Source organism: Methylibium sp. (assembly GCF_013817345.1).
In the GTDB taxonomy this organism is placed as follows: Bacteria; Pseudomonadota; Gammaproteobacteria; order Burkholderiales; family Burkholderiaceae_C; genus Methylibium.
The window spans coordinates 1-15,574 of record NZ_JACDCW010000045.1 but is presented as its reverse complement, the minus strand read 5'-3'; the positions used below and the strand labels follow the sequence as shown (position 1 = coordinate 15,574).

At 69.0% G+C, this 15,574-nt stretch carries 16 protein-coding genes; 10 read left to right on the top strand and 6 right to left on the bottom strand.

The window, feature by feature from the left end:
• Nucleotides 1-211: 211 nt before the first annotated feature.
• The 5 genes from H0W40_RS10355 to H0W40_RS10335 form a co-directional block, all read right to left on the bottom strand.
• Nucleotides 212-511 (bottom strand): hypothetical protein, encoded by a 300-nt coding sequence (locus tag H0W40_RS10355; RefSeq protein WP_292445882.1) that lies wholly within the window; start codon nucleotides 509-511, stop codon nucleotides 212-214.
• Between the two features lie 126 nt (nucleotides 512-637).
• The gene (locus tag H0W40_RS10350) at nucleotides 638-1,588 is read right to left on the bottom strand and encodes a TerB family tellurite resistance protein (protein ID WP_292445880.1); all 951 of its coding nucleotides are present in this window, start codon (nucleotides 1,586-1,588) and stop codon (nucleotides 638-640) included.
• Between the two features lie 115 nt (nucleotides 1,589-1,703).
• A complete protein-coding gene (locus H0W40_RS10345; RefSeq protein ID WP_292445878.1) occupies nucleotides 1,704-3,704 on the bottom strand; it encodes a propionate--CoA ligase in 2,001 nt (666 codons plus the stop codon).
• A 26-nt stretch (nucleotides 3,705-3,730) separates the two neighbouring features.
• The gene (locus H0W40_RS10340; protein ID WP_292445876.1) at nucleotides 3,731-4,294 is read right to left on the bottom strand and encodes an isochorismatase family protein; all 564 of its coding nucleotides are present in this window, start codon (nucleotides 4,292-4,294) and stop codon (nucleotides 3,731-3,733) included.
• A 55-nt stretch (nucleotides 4,295-4,349) separates the two neighbouring features.
• On the bottom strand, nucleotides 4,350-5,171 hold the full coding sequence (locus H0W40_RS10335; RefSeq protein WP_292445875.1) for a TetR/AcrR family transcriptional regulator: 822 nt from the start codon (nucleotides 5,169-5,171) through the stop codon (nucleotides 4,350-4,352).
• A 70-nt stretch (nucleotides 5,172-5,241) separates the two neighbouring features.
• On the opposite strand from H0W40_RS10335, the gene H0W40_RS10330 reads away from it, so the two are divergent.
• From H0W40_RS10330 to H0W40_RS10320, 3 genes are all read left to right on the top strand, one after another.
• Nucleotides 5,242-6,849: a 4-hydroxyphenylacetate 3-hydroxylase N-terminal domain-containing protein gene (locus H0W40_RS10330; RefSeq protein ID WP_292445873.1), complete on the top strand. Its 1,608-nt coding sequence runs from the start codon at nucleotides 5,242-5,244 to the stop codon at nucleotides 6,847-6,849.
• 85 nt (nucleotides 6,850-6,934) lie between these two features.
• Complete coding sequence (locus tag H0W40_RS10325; protein WP_292445871.1) at nucleotides 6,935-7,174, top strand: type II toxin-antitoxin system Phd/YefM family antitoxin; 240 nt, start codon at nucleotides 6,935-6,937, stop codon at nucleotides 7,172-7,174.
• Nucleotides 7,164-7,562, top strand: a complete 399-nt coding sequence (locus tag H0W40_RS10320) for a type II toxin-antitoxin system VapC family toxin (RefSeq protein ID WP_292445869.1) — start codon at nucleotides 7,164-7,166, stop codon at nucleotides 7,560-7,562. The genes H0W40_RS10325 and H0W40_RS10320 overlap by 11 nt, the downstream gene beginning before the upstream one ends.
• 21 nt (nucleotides 7,563-7,583) lie before the next feature.
• Here the strand turns inward: H0W40_RS10320 and H0W40_RS10315 are convergent, their stop codons facing one another.
• Nucleotides 7,584-8,564 (bottom strand): MDR family oxidoreductase, encoded by a 981-nt coding sequence (locus H0W40_RS10315; RefSeq protein ID WP_292445867.1) that lies wholly within the window; start codon nucleotides 8,562-8,564, stop codon nucleotides 7,584-7,586.
• A gap of 194 nt (nucleotides 8,565-8,758) precedes the next feature.
• On the opposite strand from H0W40_RS10315, the gene H0W40_RS10310 reads away from it, so the two are divergent.
• The 7 genes from H0W40_RS10310 (at nucleotide 8,759) to H0W40_RS10280 (ending at nucleotide 15,375) form a co-directional block, all read left to right on the top strand.
• Nucleotides 8,759-9,457, top strand: a complete 699-nt coding sequence (locus tag H0W40_RS10310; RefSeq protein ID WP_292445864.1) for a C40 family peptidase — start codon at nucleotides 8,759-8,761, stop codon at nucleotides 9,455-9,457.
• Nucleotides 9,458-9,580: 123 nt separating this feature from the next.
• On the top strand, nucleotides 9,581-10,732 hold the full coding sequence (gene moaA, locus H0W40_RS10305; RefSeq protein WP_292445863.1) for a GTP 3',8-cyclase MoaA: 1,152 nt from the start codon (nucleotides 9,581-9,583) through the stop codon (nucleotides 10,730-10,732).
• Nucleotides 10,733-10,812: 80 nt separating this feature from the next.
• Complete coding sequence (mobA, locus tag H0W40_RS10300) at nucleotides 10,813-11,430, top strand: molybdenum cofactor guanylyltransferase MobA (RefSeq protein WP_292445861.1); 618 nt, start codon at nucleotides 10,813-10,815, stop codon at nucleotides 11,428-11,430.
• Nucleotides 11,423-11,977 (top strand): GNAT family N-acetyltransferase, encoded by a 555-nt coding sequence (locus H0W40_RS10295; protein WP_292445859.1) that lies wholly within the window; start codon nucleotides 11,423-11,425, stop codon nucleotides 11,975-11,977. The genes mobA and H0W40_RS10295 overlap by 8 nt, the downstream gene beginning before the upstream one ends.
• Nucleotides 11,978-12,033: 56 nt before the next feature.
• Nucleotides 12,034-13,374 carry a gephyrin-like molybdotransferase Glp gene (gene glp / locus H0W40_RS10290; RefSeq protein ID WP_292445923.1) on the top strand — a complete coding sequence of 447 codons (1,341 nt, stop codon included), beginning with the start codon at nucleotides 12,034-12,036 and terminating at the stop codon, nucleotides 13,372-13,374.
• A 7-nt stretch (nucleotides 13,375-13,381) separates the two neighbouring features.
• Nucleotides 13,382-14,821: a dihydrolipoyl dehydrogenase gene (locus tag H0W40_RS10285; RefSeq protein WP_292445857.1), complete on the top strand. Its 1,440-nt coding sequence runs from the start codon at nucleotides 13,382-13,384 to the stop codon at nucleotides 14,819-14,821.
• 140 nt (nucleotides 14,822-14,961) lie between these two features.
• On the top strand, nucleotides 14,962-15,375 hold the full coding sequence (locus tag H0W40_RS10280; protein ID WP_292445856.1) for a YbaN family protein: 414 nt from the start codon (nucleotides 14,962-14,964) through the stop codon (nucleotides 15,373-15,375).
• Nucleotides 15,376-15,574: the final 199 nt, after the last annotated feature.

Here is a 15,574-nt window from a genome sequence, read left to right as displayed (position 1 = left end):
CGGCCGATCCCGACCTCGTAGTCCTCGAGGCCGGCTTCACCGCGGAACACCCCGAGCGGCTCTGCGTCGGTGCGCTCCAGACCTCGCATGATGTCGTTTTGCCAGTCGCGGACAACTTCGCTAGAAAGCGCCTCGCGCGCGGCGGCCGCCGCTACGACCTTGCGTCCGACCTCGAGCAGATTGCGCAACAGCTCGGGACTGTTCGCGTCCCTCAGCCACCGAGGATGTCGAGCATGCGGGCCGATGCCGGGCCCACTGCAAGCCCTCCCTTCACTCGCGCGCCCTGGGCCGGGTCGTGCTCGACGGCCGCCTCGGCGCGCATGGCCGCCTCCATCGAAGCCTCGCCCGTGGGATCGCTCGCCTGAAACGCTCTCAGACGTTCCAGGGTCGCACCGAGATCGACCATGACCTCCCGGCTCCGCTTGGCGACCAACTCGCGCACGGCTTCGTTGACGAGTTGATTCTGCGGGCGCCCCTGCACTTCGGCGAGCACGGCCAAACCGGCCTGCACCGGGGATAGAGACGGAAAGTAGTGGCCTTGCGTGTCATGAATGGAGCTTAATTTCAGGGCGATATGACGTCAAATTCATGTTTGACGTCATTGACGCCCGCAACAGCCAGCCGGGCCGCAAGCGCTTCAGGCGCTGCGCACCATCGCGAGCACTTTGCCGGCATCGAGCGTGCGGGCCCGTTCCTGGATCGCCGGCAAATACCGGGTCTGCAGCCCTTGCGCTTCCTGCGTCAGGCCGGCGTAGGCCTCCTTGAGCATCTGCGTGGACAGCGTGCGGCCCCCGGCGTAGTAGCGCTTGGCCACGTGGCCGAGTGCGTAAGTCGCGGCGAAGCTCATGCCCGAGCTCACCGCCTGCTTGCCCACGCCACCGAGCAGACCACCCCCCACACGGCCGAGCAGACCGCCGAGCAGTTTGCGCCCGGCCTGCTCCAGATACTGCGACGTGAGGCCGACGCCCGCGGTGGCAAGAAAGTCCTTCACGTGGCCCCGGTCGAGCTCGTAGCCATGAGTCTTGCCGATGCGGTAGACCAGCTTCATCTGCAAGGGAATGATCGCCATGGTCGACAACGTTTCCGGCAGGAGCTCGAGCGCCCCGTTGACGATGGCGGCATTCAGGATCGCCCCGTCCAGCTCGCTGTCATCGACGGTAGCGGCCGGTGCAGCGGAAGAAGCGGCCGGCGCTGCGGCACCGCCGGCCAGGGGCACCGTCGCGAGCTCCTCGGCCTGCTGCGCGAACCGGCCGGCGGAGGAAGCGTCCAGGCGCAGCGCACCGCTCAGCTCGGTCAGGAACGACTGCTCCGCCGAAGACTGCGCCCCATCGGCGTCGCACACGCACACCGCCATTTCGTACGCGAGCTGTCTGGATTCGGTACTGACCAGGGCGGGCAACACGGTGGTCAGCGAAACGCGCTTCATCAGCACGTCCTGATAGAGCGTGGGCAGGTGAACGCCGTCCGCTTGCGCAAGCCCATCGGCAATGCGCTTGATCTCCGTGCGCTCGCGCTCGTGCTTGTCGCCATCGACGAACGCGGCCAGCAGGCTCACTGTCACGATGGCTTGGGTTTCGGATTGGGGCACGTTGCGGTTCCTGGAAAAAGCGGTTTCATTCGTTCGTGTCGCTGCTCGAAGGTTCCGTGGTGATGCGCAACCCGCCGCTGATCCTGCGGCTTTGCCCGCACCGAATGCACGGCCCTCAAGCTTTAACCGCCTCGCGAATCTGCTGCAAGGCTGCGGGATCCTCGATGGTGGTCAGGTCACCGGGATCCCGCTGCTCGCACACCGCCTGGATCGCCCGCCTCAGCAGCTTGCCCGAGCGCGTCTTCGGCAGCGCGCTGACGAAGTGCACTCTCGATGGCCGCGCCACCGCGCCCAATTGACCGTCAACCGTTTTCATCACATCGCCCTCCAGCTTCATGCGCGCGGCGGCATCTAGCAGCCCACTCGCATCCTTGGCCACCACGAAGGCCATCGCCACCTGTCCCTTCATCGCGTCGGCCACGCCCACCACTGCCACCTCGGCCACGTTGGGATGGCTGGAAATGCTCTCCTCGATCTCGCGCGTGCCGAGCCGATGGCCGGCCACGTTGATGACGTCGTCGGTGCGGCCGAGGATGAAGAAGTAGCCGTCCTTGTCGCGGATGCCCCAGTCGAAGGTGGAGTACAGCCAGCGGTCGGGGCCCTGCCCGCCCGGGACCAGCTTGCCCGGCACCGTCTTCCAGTAGGTGTTCACGAAGCGCTCGTCGTCGCGCCAGACGGTCTGCATGCAGCCGGGGGGCAGCGGGCCTTCGAAGACAACGACGCCCTTTTGGCCGGCGCCCTTCAGCTCCTCGCCGGTGCTCTCGTCGAGCAGCTTCACGTCGAAGCCGTACATGGGAATGCCGGGGCTGCCGAACTTGCTGTCCTTCTTCTCCACGCCGTTGGCGATGGTGAGCACGGGCCAGCCGGTTTCCGTCTGCCAGTAGTTGTCGATGATGGGTTTGCCCAATGCGCCGGCGATCCACTTGCCGGTGGGCTCGTCGAGCGGCTCACCGGCGAGGAAGAGCGCGCGCAGGCTGCTCAGGTCGTGCTTCCTGAGCGCTTCGGGATCCTGCTTCTTGAGCACGCGCACGGCGGTCGGCGCACTGAACATGGCGGTGACCTTGTACTTCTCGACCAGGCTCCACCAGATGGCCGCGTCGGGCCGGATCGGCAGGCCTTCGTAGAGGATTGTCGCCATGCCGGCGATGAGCGGGCCGTAGACGATGTAGCTGTGGCCGACCACCCAGCCGATGTCGCTGGTCGAGAAATAGGTTTCGCCGGGCTGGCCTTCGAAGATGTGCTTCATGCTCGCGGCCAGCGCGACCGCGTAGCCGCCGGTGTCGCGCTGCACGCCCTTCGGGCTGCCGGTGGTGCCGCTGGTGTAGAGCGTGTAGCTCGGGTGCGTGGAAGCGAGCCAGGCGCAGGGCACGCTCGCGTCTATGTGCTTCTCGCGCAGCGGTGCGTAGTCCTCGTCGCGGCCCGGCGTGCGTTCCATCGGGCTCAGGCCGCGGTCGATCAGCAGCACCTTGGCCGGCTTGTGCTTCGCCACCCGGATCGCCTCGTCGAGCAGCGGCTTGTAGGCCAGCACCTTGCCGGCGCGCGAGCCGGCATCGGCGCTCACGATCACGGCGGGCTCGGCATCGTCGATGCGGCTCGCGAGGCTCACGCTGGCGAAGCCGCCGAACACGACGGAGTGGATGGCGCCGATGCGCGCGCAGGCCAGCATGGCGAACACCGCCTCGGGGATCATGGGCATGTAGATCAGCACGCGCTCGCCCTTCTTCGCGCCCAACTCGAGCAGGATCGCGGCCATGCGCTGCACTTCGGCGTGCAGCTCGGCGAAGCTGTACACGCGCTCTGTGGTGTTGCCCCCCACCTCGCCTTCGACTCCTGCCCCCCCAAGGGGGGCGCCGGCCCCGCTTGGTGCGGCCCGGCGCGGGCCGGTTTCGGTAGAAACGTAGATGAGCGCGTTCTGATCAGCACGCGCAGCGAGGTGGCGATCCACCGCGTTGTGGCACAGGTTGGTGGTGCCGCCGACAAACCAGTTCGCGAACGGCGGGCGGCTGTAGTCGCACACCTGCTCGAAGGGTTGCTGCCAGTCGATGAGCGCGGCCTGCTCGGCCCAGAAGGCGTCGCGGTCGGTCAGCGAGCGGCGGTAGAAGCTGGCGTAGTCCATCGATGTCTCCCTTGCTTGTTCGTGATTCAACTGCGCGGCGTCTTGAGCCTTTGCAGGACCGCCTTGAAGCGCTCGTGGCGGCAACTGTGCAGCCATTCGAAGGCGACCATCTCGGTCGAGACGATCACCGCGCCCGCACCGGCCAGCCGCTGCATGGCCAGCGCGTGATCTTCCGGCTCGCGCGAGCCGCAGGCGGGCGCGCAGACCCAGACTGCATGGCCGGCGCGGCGCAGGCCAAGTGCCGTCTGCATCAGGCAGACATGCGCCTCGCAGCCGGCGATCACCACGTCGATCGGTGCGCCGTCCGGGCCGGCGGGCAGCGCCTGGAGCAGGCCGTCCTCGCACGCGTCGAAATACATCTTGGCGAGGGTGCTCGCGCAGCGCTGACGCACGCGCGCGTCGTTGGGGCCGAGGCCGGCCGGGTTCTGCTCGGTGCCGATCACCGCCAGGCCCAGCTCCAGCGCCACGTCGGCCAGCAACAGCGCTTCGGTCATGACCTGCTCGCTGCGGTGGATGGCCGGCAACAGCCGCTGCTGGTAATCGACCAGCACCAGTGCGCTGCGCGCGGCGTCGATGCGATTGAGGCTCACAAGGCAAGCTCCACGCTGCACGCGGAGGGATTCGCGTCTGAAGCGGCCCGGCGGTTCACACGCCGCTCCGTGTGCGCCGGCGCCGCGCAAGCGGCGCACTGGCAAGGCGGGCAGCGCCGGCGCGCGCGACCAGTGCATCGAGGTAGGCGTTGAACAAGCCCTGCGACTCCTGTTTGAATATGCGGATGCGCCCGGTGTGGCTGAGCAGCAGCAGGCCGACGATGTGGGCGAACAGGGCGGTCACCTCGGCCTGCGCCGCGGCCGGCTCGACGCCCAACCGCTGCAGCGCCGCCTGGGTGGGTACGAGCGCATCGCTCAGCCGCGCGTTCAGCCGCTCGTTGAGCGCCGGCGTCAGGCCGCGCGGCTGCATGCCCTGGAACAGGTAGAAGCCCAGGTCCAGATCGCGCGGGTGCTCGCGGTAGAACTCGAAGAAGGCGCTGGCGCTGGCGCGCAAGCCTGCGATCGATCGAGCCGGCTCGGCGAGCGCGGCGGGTCGTCCGGCCGCAGCGGCCACGGCGGCTGCGGTGGCCGTGGCGACCTGCGCGTTCAGCCGCTCCAGCGATTCGCCGAGCAGCGCGCCGTACACCTCTTCCTTGCTGGCGAAGTAGCTGTAGATCGCGCCCGGCGTGTAGCCGGCGCGCCGCGCGATCTCGCGCATGCTGGCGCCCTCCAGGCCCAGCTCGAAGAAGGCTGCCCGTGCCGCGTCGAGCACCAGCGCGCGCCGGGCATCGGCCACGGCGCGCTGGCGGGCGCCGCGCGAATCCTCGCGCTGCCGCGCGCCGCGCGGGTCATCGTGTCGGGCAGCCGCGCTGGCCGAGACCGCGCCGGTCGCACGCCGCAACACGGCGGGTGTCGGCGAATCGCTGGCCTTGGGCATGGTCGGAATATACGATTGCTCAATGGATTGAACAGTGTTTAAACTGCACCGCTGCCCAGGAGAAACCACCATGAACGCACCGCTGCCCACTCCCACCGCCGCGCCCGTCACGTTGATGTCGGGCGCCGACTACCGCGAGTCGCTGCGCCGCTCCAGGCCCACGGTCTATGTCGACGGACAACTCATCGAATCGGTCGCCGATGCGCCGGCCCTGCAGCCCGGCATCAACGCCCTGGCCTACACCTATGACGCCGCGCGCAACACCGCACTGGCCCCGCTGATGACGGCTGTGCAGTCCTCGCGCGGCAAGGCCGTGAACCGCATGCTGCACGTCAACGAGTCGGCCGGCGACCTGCTCAACAAGCTCGAAGCCGTGCGCCTGCTGTGCCAGGAAACCAGCTGCGCGCAACGCTATCTGGCGCACGACGCGCTCAATGCGCTGGCGCAGGTGACGGCGTGCATCGACGACGCCAAGGGCACGACCGAGCACCGCGCCCGCTTCCACGATTACCTCGCTCATGTGCAGGACTGCGACCTCTCGATCGGCATCGCCATGACGGATGCGAAGGGCGACCGCAGCAAGCGCCCGCACGAGCAGGGCAACGCCGACACCTACGTGCACGTCGTGGAGCGCAATGCCAAGGGCATCGTGCTCTCAGGCACCAAGGCGATCGTCACGGCCGCGCCCTACGTGCACGAGTTCCTCGTCATGCCCTGCCGCAACATGGGCAAGGAGGACGCCGACTTCGCGGTTTGCTGCGCGGTGCCCGTCGATGCGCCGGGCATCACCATCGTCGCCCGGCCCGCCGGGCGGCCCGGCGAGAAGCTCGAGCACGGCGCCGCCCTCTTCTCGCGCAAGTACGGCCAGTCGACCGGCGTGGTGATCTTCGACAAGGTCTTCGTGCCGTGGGAGCGCGTGTTCTACGCCGGCGAGTGGGAACACTCCGGCACCCTCACCTACAGCTACGCGACCCACCACCGCCATAGCTGCATCGGCGCGCGCGCCGGCTTCGGCGACCTGCTGATCGGCGCCGGCGCGCTGATGTGCGAGGCCAACGGCTTCAATCCCGGCGAGAAGAGCAACCTGCGCGAGCCGATGGTCGAGCTCATCAAGATCACCGAGGGCTTCTTCGCCTGCGGCGTGGCGGCCAGCGTGTACGGCACACGCGATCCGCACTACGGCAACTTCATGCCCGAGCCGGTGTTCGCCAACATCGGCAAGCTGCTGCTCGCCACGCAGATCTACGACATGCACCGCCTGGCGCACGAGGTCTCTGGCGGGCTGATCGTCGCCCTGCCCGGGCCCGACGAAGACCACAACCCGGCCACCGCCGCGACGCTGGCCGAGGTGCTGCGCGCCAACCCCGACGTGCCCTACGACAAGCGCATCGAAGTGGCGCGATTCATCGAGGACCTGACGGCTTCCTATCAAGGCGGCTGGTACTCGCTCATCAGCCTGCACGGCGGCGGCTCGCCGGCGGCGATGAAGCAGGAGATCTGGCGCAACTATCCGGTGGGTAGCAAGGTCGATCTGGTCGAGCGCCTGCTGGAGCGCGGGGTGCTGGAGACGAACGGGGGTGAGGCGACGCGGGCGATCACGAAGAACCGGCAACCGGGGCGATGCTGCGATGCGGGATGTGCGGCGCCGGGCCAGGCGGTGATGGTGGATTTGCTGTAGCCAGGGTCGGCAAGGTAGATCAGGCAGCAGCAGGCGCGGCGAAGCGCTACACTTAGTCCACCTTCATTAGTCCACAGAATCTGCCGTGCCCACCACCGTCAACCTCCACGAGGCCAAGACCCACCTGTCCCGGCTGGTCGATCAGGCCGCCAAGGGCAAGGAGTTCATCATCGCCAAGGCCGGCAAGCCGATGGTGCGCGTGATAGCCATCGAGCCCCAGCCGCACGAGCGCTCGCTGGGCTTCCTCGCCGGCAAAGGCGTTGTGCCCGACGACATCAAGCAAGCGTTCGCACAAGATATCGAGGCGATGTTCGGTGGCAAGTAGCGGCATCCTGCTGCTCGACACGCAACTGCTGCTACGGGCGGCATTTCAGCCGGAGCGTCTTTCTTCTCGCACGGCCAAACTCTTGCGCAATCGCGGCAATGCATTTGCCTTCAGCGTCGCGAGTCTGTGGGAGGTGGCGATCAAGAGTTCGCTCGGCCGCGACGACTTTCAGGTCGATCCGCGTCTGCTGCGCAACGGGTTGCTGGCCGAGGGTTACAACGAGCTCGGCATCGCGCCGGAGCACGTGCTCGGCGTGGCGGCGCTGCCCTGGCTGCACCGCGACCCGTTCGACCGCCTGCTGGTCGCTCAGGCGCAGATCGAGAAGATCACCTTGCTCACCGCGGACCGCGCGCTCACGCGCTACGGCACAGCAGTCCGTGCCGGCTGACTCTGTCTCTTCCTCTGCTTGTCAACCGCCCGTCCTCACCACGATCCGCCCGCGCACCTTGCCCTCCATCAACCGCTGCGCCGCCTCGATCACCCCGCTCAGTTCCACCTCGGTCGTCATCGACTCCAGCAGCGCCGGGTCGAGGTCGAGCGCCAGCCGCGCCCATGCCTCCTGACGCCTTGCGATCGGGGCCATCACGCTATCGACACCCAGCAGCGCCACGCTGCGCAGGATGAAGGGCATCACCGTGGCCGGCAGATCGAAACCCTGCGCAAGGCCGCAGGCCGCCACGGCGCCGCCGTAGCGCATCTGCGCGCAGACGTTGGCAAGCGTGTGGCTGCCCACCGCATCGACCGCTGCGGCCCAGCGTTCCTTCTGCAACGGCTTGCCCGGCGCCGACAGCTCGGCACGGTCGATCACGTCGGCAGCACCGAGCTTCCTCAGATAGTCAACCTCGGCCGCCTTGCCCGTGGCCGCCACCACGCGATGGCCGAGCTTGGCAAGCAGCGCCACGGCCACCGAGCCAACGCCACCGGTGGCGCCCGTTACCAGCACATCGCCCGCGCCCGGCTCGACGCCGTGGCGCTCCAGCGCCAGCACGCAGAGCATGGCGGTGTAGCCGGCCGTGCCGATGGCCATGGCCTGGCGCGGCGTGAAGACCTCTGGCACACGCACCAGCCAGTCGCCGTTGAGCCGCGCCCTGCCCGCCATGCAGCCCTTGTGCGTCTCGCCGACGCCAAAGCCGTTGAGCACGACCTTGTCGCCGGTCTTCCAGGCGGGGTGTCGGCTTTCCAGCACGGTGCCCGCGCCGTCGATGCCGGCCACCATCGGCCAGCTTCGCACGACCGGCGAGCGGTTGGTGATCGCCAGGCCGTCCTTGTAGTTCAGCGTGGAGTAGGCGACGGAGACGGTGACGTCGCCTTCGGGAAGGAAGTCGTCGTCGACTTCGCGCAGTTCCGCGCGAAAGCTGTCGGTCTTGTCGAGCACGAGGGCGGTGAACATGCGGTCTCCTTGGGTCGGGCGGTCGATCGGCCGGTGCGTCGCTCAGCGCGCCGACAGATTTCAACACCATCGGCGGTGTGCCGCTGGGGTCGCGCGCACCGCCCGCCGCGGCGCCCGGCACATCGCGCACAAGTGCCGGTGATGCTCGGCGCTGCGGCTTGACGCCGCGTTCGGCGCGCCGCTATCTTCGCGCCATGCCGGCTTTCCCGCAGTACCGCCTTTGCCGATGGCCGGCCGCCTTGGCCGTGGCGCTGATGCTGGGGGCCTGTGCCGCCACCGGACCGGCGCCCTCGCAAAGCGGACTACCGGGTGATGTCATCGCCCCGCCTGGCGCCGTCGAGCCGCCGTCCGAGAGCCAGTCGCCCGCGCAGCAGGCGCCGCAAGCCGGCGCGAATCCGTCGAGCGACGTCGTGATCGCGGCCATGAGCTTCCTGAACGTGCGCTACCGCCGTGGCGGCAACTCCGCCGAGCAGGGCTTTGACTGCAGCGGTTTCACCCGCCATGTGTTCGAAACGGCCGCCGGCCTGCTGCTGCCTCGCCGCTCCCGCGAGCAGGCCCGCGCGCCGGGCTTGCAGACCGTGGAGCGCGACGGGCTGGAACCGGGCGACCTGGTGTTCTTCAACACGCTGCGAGCCCGCTACTCGCACGTGGGCATCTACGTGGGCCAAGGCCGTTTCATCCACGCGCCGCGCAGCGGTGCGGCCGTGCGCATCGAGGACATGCGGGTGAGCTATTGGCACAAGCGCTACGACGGTGCGCGGCGCGGCCTTTGGTCGTCTCAGGCACAGGACGGCGCTGCCCGATCGGACCGGGCCGACGCGGGAACGCCTGCGCCGGCCCCCGGGCTCGCGGCCCGGCCCGGCGTTGCCGCGCCGGCGGCTGCCTTGCGCTGAGTTCTTCAAGACGCTCGTCGCGTCCACAACGGCGCCTGCAGGCCTCATCGGCTCGCGTGAGGTACCCCAGACCGAAGGGCCCTTGCCGCGCCTGCTCTCTTGCTCACACGTCACAATTGCGTCATGGCTGAGCGCAGCATTCCCCTGATCGACCACCGCCAACACAGCGCGCGGCCCGCCGTGCCGCTGAACGCCGCGGCGCCCGACGGCCTGCTCGCCGATCGGCGCGGGCGGCCGCTGCGCGACCTGCGCATCTCGGTCACCGACCGCTGCAATTTCCGCTGCAGCTACTGCATGCCCAAGGAAGTGTTCGACAAGGAGCACCGCTTCCTGCCGCACAGCGAATTGCTGAGCTTCGAGGAGATCACGCGGCTGGCGCGCCTCTTCACCCTGCATGGCGTGAAGAAGCTGCGCCTGACCGGCGGCGAGCCGCTGCTGCGCAAGGGCCTGGAGCACCTGATCGAACAGCTCGCCGCGATCCGTGCCGATGACGGCACGCCCGACGGTGAGCCGCTCGACATCACCTTGACCACCAACGCCTCGCTGCTCGCGCGCAAGGCCGCGGCGCTGAAAGCGGCCGGCCTGAAGCGCGTGACGGTCAGCCTCGACGCGCTCGACGACGCGGTGTTCCGCCGCATGAACGACGTGGACTTCCCCGTCGCCGACGTGCTGGCCGGCATCGAGGCCGCGGTCGCCGTGGGCCTGTCGCCGATCAAGGTCAACATGGTCGTCAAGCGCGGCGTGAACGACCAGGAGATCGTGCCGATGGCTCGCTTCTTCCGCGAGAACTTCGGCGGCAAGGTGGTGCTGCGCTTCATCGAATACATGGACGTCGGCATCACCAACGGCTGGCGCATGGACGAGGTGCTGCCTTCGGCGCAGGTGGTCGAGCGCATCCACCAGGTCTTCCCCTTGCGCGCGCTCGAGCCCACGCAGGTCGGCGAGACGGCCGAGCGTTGGGGCTATGTCGACAAGGTGGCCGGCAGCCACGGCGAGATCGGCGTGATCTCCAGCGTCACGAACGCCTTCTGCGGCGACTGCAACCGCGCGCGCCTCTCCACCGAAGGCAAGCTCTACCTGTGCCTCTTCGCTTCGCGGGGCCACGATCTGCGCTCGCTGCTGCGCGACCCGGCCAACTACACCGACGCCCAGGTCGCCTCGGCCATCGGCCTCGTCTGGCAGGACCGCGACGACCGCTACTCCGAGCTGCGCGGCAGCGCGGCCGGCGACGCGGCGGCGTCGGCCAAGGTGGAAATGAGCTACATCGGCGGTTAGCCGCCGCTCGCCCCCGATGGCGCCCCGCAACGTGCAGCGCGAATGCACCCACACGAGCTCCATGCCGATTCCTTGCGCACATGATTGAAACGAACCAGATCACCGGCCTCATCCTCGCCGGCGGCCGCGGCAGCCGCATGGGCGGCGTCGACAAGGGTTTGCAGCCCTACCGCGGCATGCCGCTGGCCATGCACTCGCTGATGCGCCTGCAGCCGCAGGTCGGCGAGGTCATGATCAACGCCAACCGCAATCTCTCGGCCTACGAGAGCTTCGGCGTTCCGGTCTGGCCCGATCCCGTGGCCGACTATGCCGGCCCGCTGGCGGGTTTTCTGGCCGGGCTCGAGCGCTGCGAAACGGCCTACCTGATGAGCGTGCCCTGCGACACACCCGCCTTTCCCGAAGACCTGGTGGAGCGCCTGGCGCACGCGCTCGAGGCAGAAGGCGCCGAGCTCGCGATCCCGCGCACGCCCCAGGGCGAAGAAGCCAGCCGCGACGGCCCGCAACTGCAGCCGGTGTTCTGCCTGATGAAGTCCGAGCTGATGGAAAGCCTCATGCGCTTCACGCAAGAAGGCGGCCGCAAGATCGACCGCTGGACCGCGCAGCACCGCTGCACGGTGGTCGACTTCTCCGATGCTGCCGCCTTCTTCAACGCCAACACGCTGGACGATCTTCGCCAGCTCGAAAGCCGCGGTGGCTGAGCGCTGCACAGCCCGCATCCGCCGGCTCGAGCCGGCCGACCTGGGCGCCTACAAACTGCTGCGAGACGAAGCGCTGCGCCGGCACCCGGAGGCCTTCACCTCCGACCACGAGTCCGAACAGGGTCGCTCGCCAGAAAGCTACATCGGCCGCCTGGGCCGCGGCGATCCGCTGGGCGGCAGTTTCCTGCTCGGCGCCTTCGACGCCGACGGTAACGGCGGCGAAAAGCTGGTCGGCTCGGTCGGCCTGGAGCGCGAGACGCGCGCCAAGACGCGCCACATCGCCTGGCTCATCGCCATGATGGTGCAGCCCGGCTGCACCCGGCGCGGCATCGGCAGCGCGTTGGTGGCCGGCTGCATTGCCGAAGCCCGCGCAGCCAGCGGCCTGCAGATGATCGTGCTGAGCGTCACCGCTTCGAGCACCGAGGTCGTGCAGCTCTACGAGCGCGCCGGCTTCACCCGCTACGGCGTGCTGCCGCGCGCGGTGCGCATCGTCGAAGGCCGGCGCGAACGCTATTTCGACAAGGCGCAGATGCTGCTCACGCTGTAGATGGCAGAGACAACCAACCGATGACTCCTTCGTCCGACCCGACCCGCGACGCCACGATGCCTTCGCTCGAGGCCGTTGCCTCCTGCATCGCCGGCTACGACCCCGATGCGCTGACCGTGTCGCAAGCGCAAGACTTCATCACCCGCTTCGTTCCCGCGGTTGGTGCCGTGGAAATGCTGGCGCTGCGCAGCGCACTGGGCCGCGTGCTGGCGCGCGACGTGATCTCGCCCATCGCAGTGCCGGCCAGCGACAACTCGGCGATGGACGGCTACGCGCTGGCTTCGGCAGCGTTGAGAACCGATGCGGCTACGGTGCTGCGCGTGGCCGGCACCGCTTACGCGGGCCAGCAGTTCGAAGGCCAAGTTGCGGCCGGCGAATGCGTGCGCATCATGACCGGGGCGGTGATGCCGGCGGGCCTGGACACCGTCGTGCCTCAGGAGTTCGTTCTACGAACTCCTGAGGCAAAGCCTCAGGACGAAACCCGCACCCCCTCCCCGCCCCCCCGCCAGGCGGGGGAGAGCCAGAGCATCACGATCCCGCCCGGCATCGTGGCGGCCGGCGACAACCGCCGCCTCGCCGGCGAAGACCTGGCATTCGGCGAAGCGGCGCTGAACGCGGGCCGCGTGCTGCGCCCGGCCGACATCGGCCTGCTGGCCTCGCTGGGCCAGGCCGAAGTGGCGGTGCGCCGCCGCCTGCGGGTCGCCTTCTTCTCCACCGGCGACGAACTGCGCTCGATCGGCGAGCCGCTGGATGCCGGCTGCGTGTACGACAGCAACCGCTACACGCTGCACGCCATGCTCACGCGGCTGGGCGTTGAAGTGCTCGACTTCGGCGTGGTGCGCGACGAGCCGGCCGCGCTGGAGGCGGCCTTTCGCAGCGCGTGCGAGAACGCCGATGCCGTCATCACTTCGGGCGGCGTGAGCGTCGGCGAAGCAGATCACACGCGCAAGGTCATGGCCACGCTGGGCGAAGTGGCGTTCTGGCGCATCGCCATGCGCCCGGGCCGGCCAATGGCTTTCGGCCGCGTCAGCTCGAATGCTCACAGCGCCGTGCTGTTCGGCCTGCCCGGCAACCCGGTGGCGGTGATGGTGACCTTCTACGCCTTCGTGCGCGAGGCCTTGCTGGCGATGGCCGGCGCGGCGCCGCAAGCCATGCCGATGCTGCGCGCACGCGCCACGGCGGCCATTCGCAAGAAGCCCGGCCGCACCGAATACCAGCGCGGCATCGTCACCCGCGCCGCCGACGGCGATTGGGACGTGCAGCTCACCGGCGCCCAGGGCTCCGGCATCCTGCGCAGCATGAGCATGGCCAACGGGCTGGTCGTGCTGCACCACGGGCAGGGCTCGGTGGCCGAAGGCGAACGGGTCGACGTGCTGCCCTTCGACGGGCTGGTGTGAGCACCGCATGCAGCAACGCAAGGTCGAAGTCGCGATCATCGGCGCCGGATCGGCCGGCCTGAGCGCCTGGCGTGCTGCGCGCGAGCACAGCGACAAGGTGGTGGTCATCGATGCCGGGCCGCTGGGCACCACGTGCGCGCGCGTCGGCTGCATGCCGAGCAAGCTGCTGATTGCCGCTGCCGATGCGGCACACCGCGCGCAGCATGCGGGCGCCTTCGGCATCGACGTCCAGGGCGTTCGCATCGACGGGCGGCGTGTCATGCAGCGCGTGAAGAACGAACGCGACCGCTTCGTCGGCTTCGTGCTCGAGGACATGGACCGCAGCATCGAAGACGAGAACCTGCTGCGCGGGCACGCCCGCTTCGTCGCCGACGGCGTGCTGCGGGTCGAGGGACCCGACCTGGACGTTCAGGTGCAGGCCGAGCGCATCGTCATCGCCACCGGCTCACGGCCCGACGTGCCCGCGGCCTGGCGCAGCGCGCTCGGCGAGCGGCTCATCGTCAACGACGACGTGTTCGACTGGATAGACCTGCCTGCATCGGTCGCCGTCATCGGCACCGGCGTCCTCGGCCTGGAGATCGCCCAGGCGCTGCACCGGCTGGGCGTGCGCGTGCGCCTGCTCGGCCGCAGCGCCGAGGTGGGTCCGCTCACCGATCCGGCGCTGGCAGCACTGGCGGCCGAGCTGTTCGACATCGCGTTGCCACTGCACCGCAAGGCCGAACTGCTGGACCTGGCGCGCGACGGCGACGGCGTGTCGCTGCACTGGCGCACGCCCGGCGGCGAACACCGCGAACGCTTCGATCTGCTGCTCGCCGCCACCGGCCGGCGCCCCAATACCGACTCGCTTGGTTTAGAGAACACAACGCTGCCGCTCGATGCGCACGGCACGCCGCGCTTCGACCCGCTCACGCTGCAGGTCGAAGGCGAGCCGGTCTTCATCGCCGGCGACGCCAACCACGACCGGCCGCTGCTGCACGAAGCCGCCGACGAAGGCCGCATCGCCGGCGGCAATGCCGGGCGCTGGCCCGCGCTGGAGCAGGGCCTGCGCCGCACGCCGCTGACTATTGCCTTCTGCGAGCCGCAGATCGCCATCGCCGGGCAATCGCATGCGGCCTTGCGCGCAGCACGCACCGCATTCGCGACCGGTGCGGTGAGCTTCGTCGACCAGGGCCGCAGCCGCGTGATGGGCATCAACGCCGGCGCGCTGCACGTCTATGCCGCGCCCGACACGCGCCGTCTGCTCGGCGCCGAGATGATCGGCCCCGCAGCCGAGCACATCGGCCACCTGCTGGCCTGGAGCGTGCAGCGCGGCGAGACGGTGGACACCGCGCTCGAGCAGCCCTTCTATCACCCGGTGATCGAGGAAGGCCTGCGCACGGCGTTGCGCGATTTGCGCCGCAAGCTCGACACCGCCACGCCCTGCGAAGGCTGCACGCCGGGCGATTGAAGCTTGCTGCGGGAGCACGGTCGTTGCGGTCCTTGCGATAGGCAAGGCGCCCGCGGGACGAGCGCCGGATCGGAGTCACGGGCTGAACCACTCCGCGCGCAGATCTCTCCTGCGCGGAGCGGCGCGGCTACGATGCCGCCGTGACCGCTCCTTCCGTTCCCGCCGCGCCGCGGCGCTGGCATCGCGCCTTGTGGCTTGGCGCGGGAGGCTTGGCGCTCGCGGCCGGCTTCATCGGCATCTTCCTGCCGCTGCTGCCGACCACGCCTTTTGTGCTGCTTGCAGCGTACTGCTTCTCGCGGGGTAGCGCGCGCTGCGAGCGCTGGCTGCTCAAGCACCCGCGCTTCGGCCCGATGGTGCGCGACTGGCGCATGCACCGCGCCATGCCGCTGCGCGCCAAGCAGGCTGCCATCGTGATGATGGCGTTCGGCTCGGCATGGGCCTGGTGGCTGCTGCCGCCGCCCTGGGGCTGGCTGCCCGCCACATGCTGCACGCTGGTGGCGTTGTGGATGTGGCGGCTGCCGACGAGGGCCGAGGTGCGCGCCGATGACCGTTGATACGAGTTGCGTTCATACGCATCGAATTGAAGCCGTCGAAGAGTCGTAGCGGGCTTCGGTTCGTGTTCGGAATGCCGACTGTGCAAGCTCAGCGCGCGAGCGCTGCGCCAAGTCGCTGTGTTGCGTTCATGTCCCCCGGGCTGGGCTCACGCCCAGCCCTCCTCCTTGACTTCACTCCACACAGCAACCCGTCACAGTG

What these genes read in the sequence shown, in the direction of transcription:
- H0W40_RS10315 (WP_292445867.1), bottom strand. Translation starts at nt 8,564, where the DNA reads ATGTTCACCGCCCTCGTGCTCGACAAGACCGACAGCTTTCGCGCGGAA.
- H0W40_RS10285 (WP_292445857.1), top strand. Translation starts at nt 13,382, where the DNA reads ATGCAGCAACGCAAGGTCGAAGTCGCGATCATCGGCGCCGGATCGGCC.
- glp (WP_292445923.1), top strand. Translation starts at nt 12,034, where the DNA reads ATGCCTTCGCTCGAGGCCGTTGCCTCCTGCATCGCCGGCTACGACCCC.
- H0W40_RS10310 (WP_292445864.1), top strand. Translation starts at nt 8,759, where the DNA reads ATGCCGGCTTTCCCGCAGTACCGCCTTTGCCGATGGCCGGCCGCCTTG.
- H0W40_RS10335 (WP_292445875.1), bottom strand. Translation starts at nt 5,171, where the DNA reads ATGCCCAAGGCCAGCGATTCGCCGACACCCGCCGTGTTGCGGCGTGCG.
- moaA (WP_292445863.1), top strand. Translation starts at nt 9,581, where the DNA reads ATGGCTGAGCGCAGCATTCCCCTGATCGACCACCGCCAACACAGCGCG.
- mobA (WP_292445861.1), top strand. Translation starts at nt 10,813, where the DNA reads ATGATTGAAACGAACCAGATCACCGGCCTCATCCTCGCCGGCGGCCGC.
- H0W40_RS10330 (WP_292445873.1), top strand. Translation starts at nt 5,242, where the DNA reads ATGAACGCACCGCTGCCCACTCCCACCGCCGCGCCCGTCACGTTGATG.
- H0W40_RS10345 (WP_292445878.1), bottom strand. Translation starts at nt 3,704, where the DNA reads ATGGACTACGCCAGCTTCTACCGCCGCTCGCTGACCGACCGCGACGCC.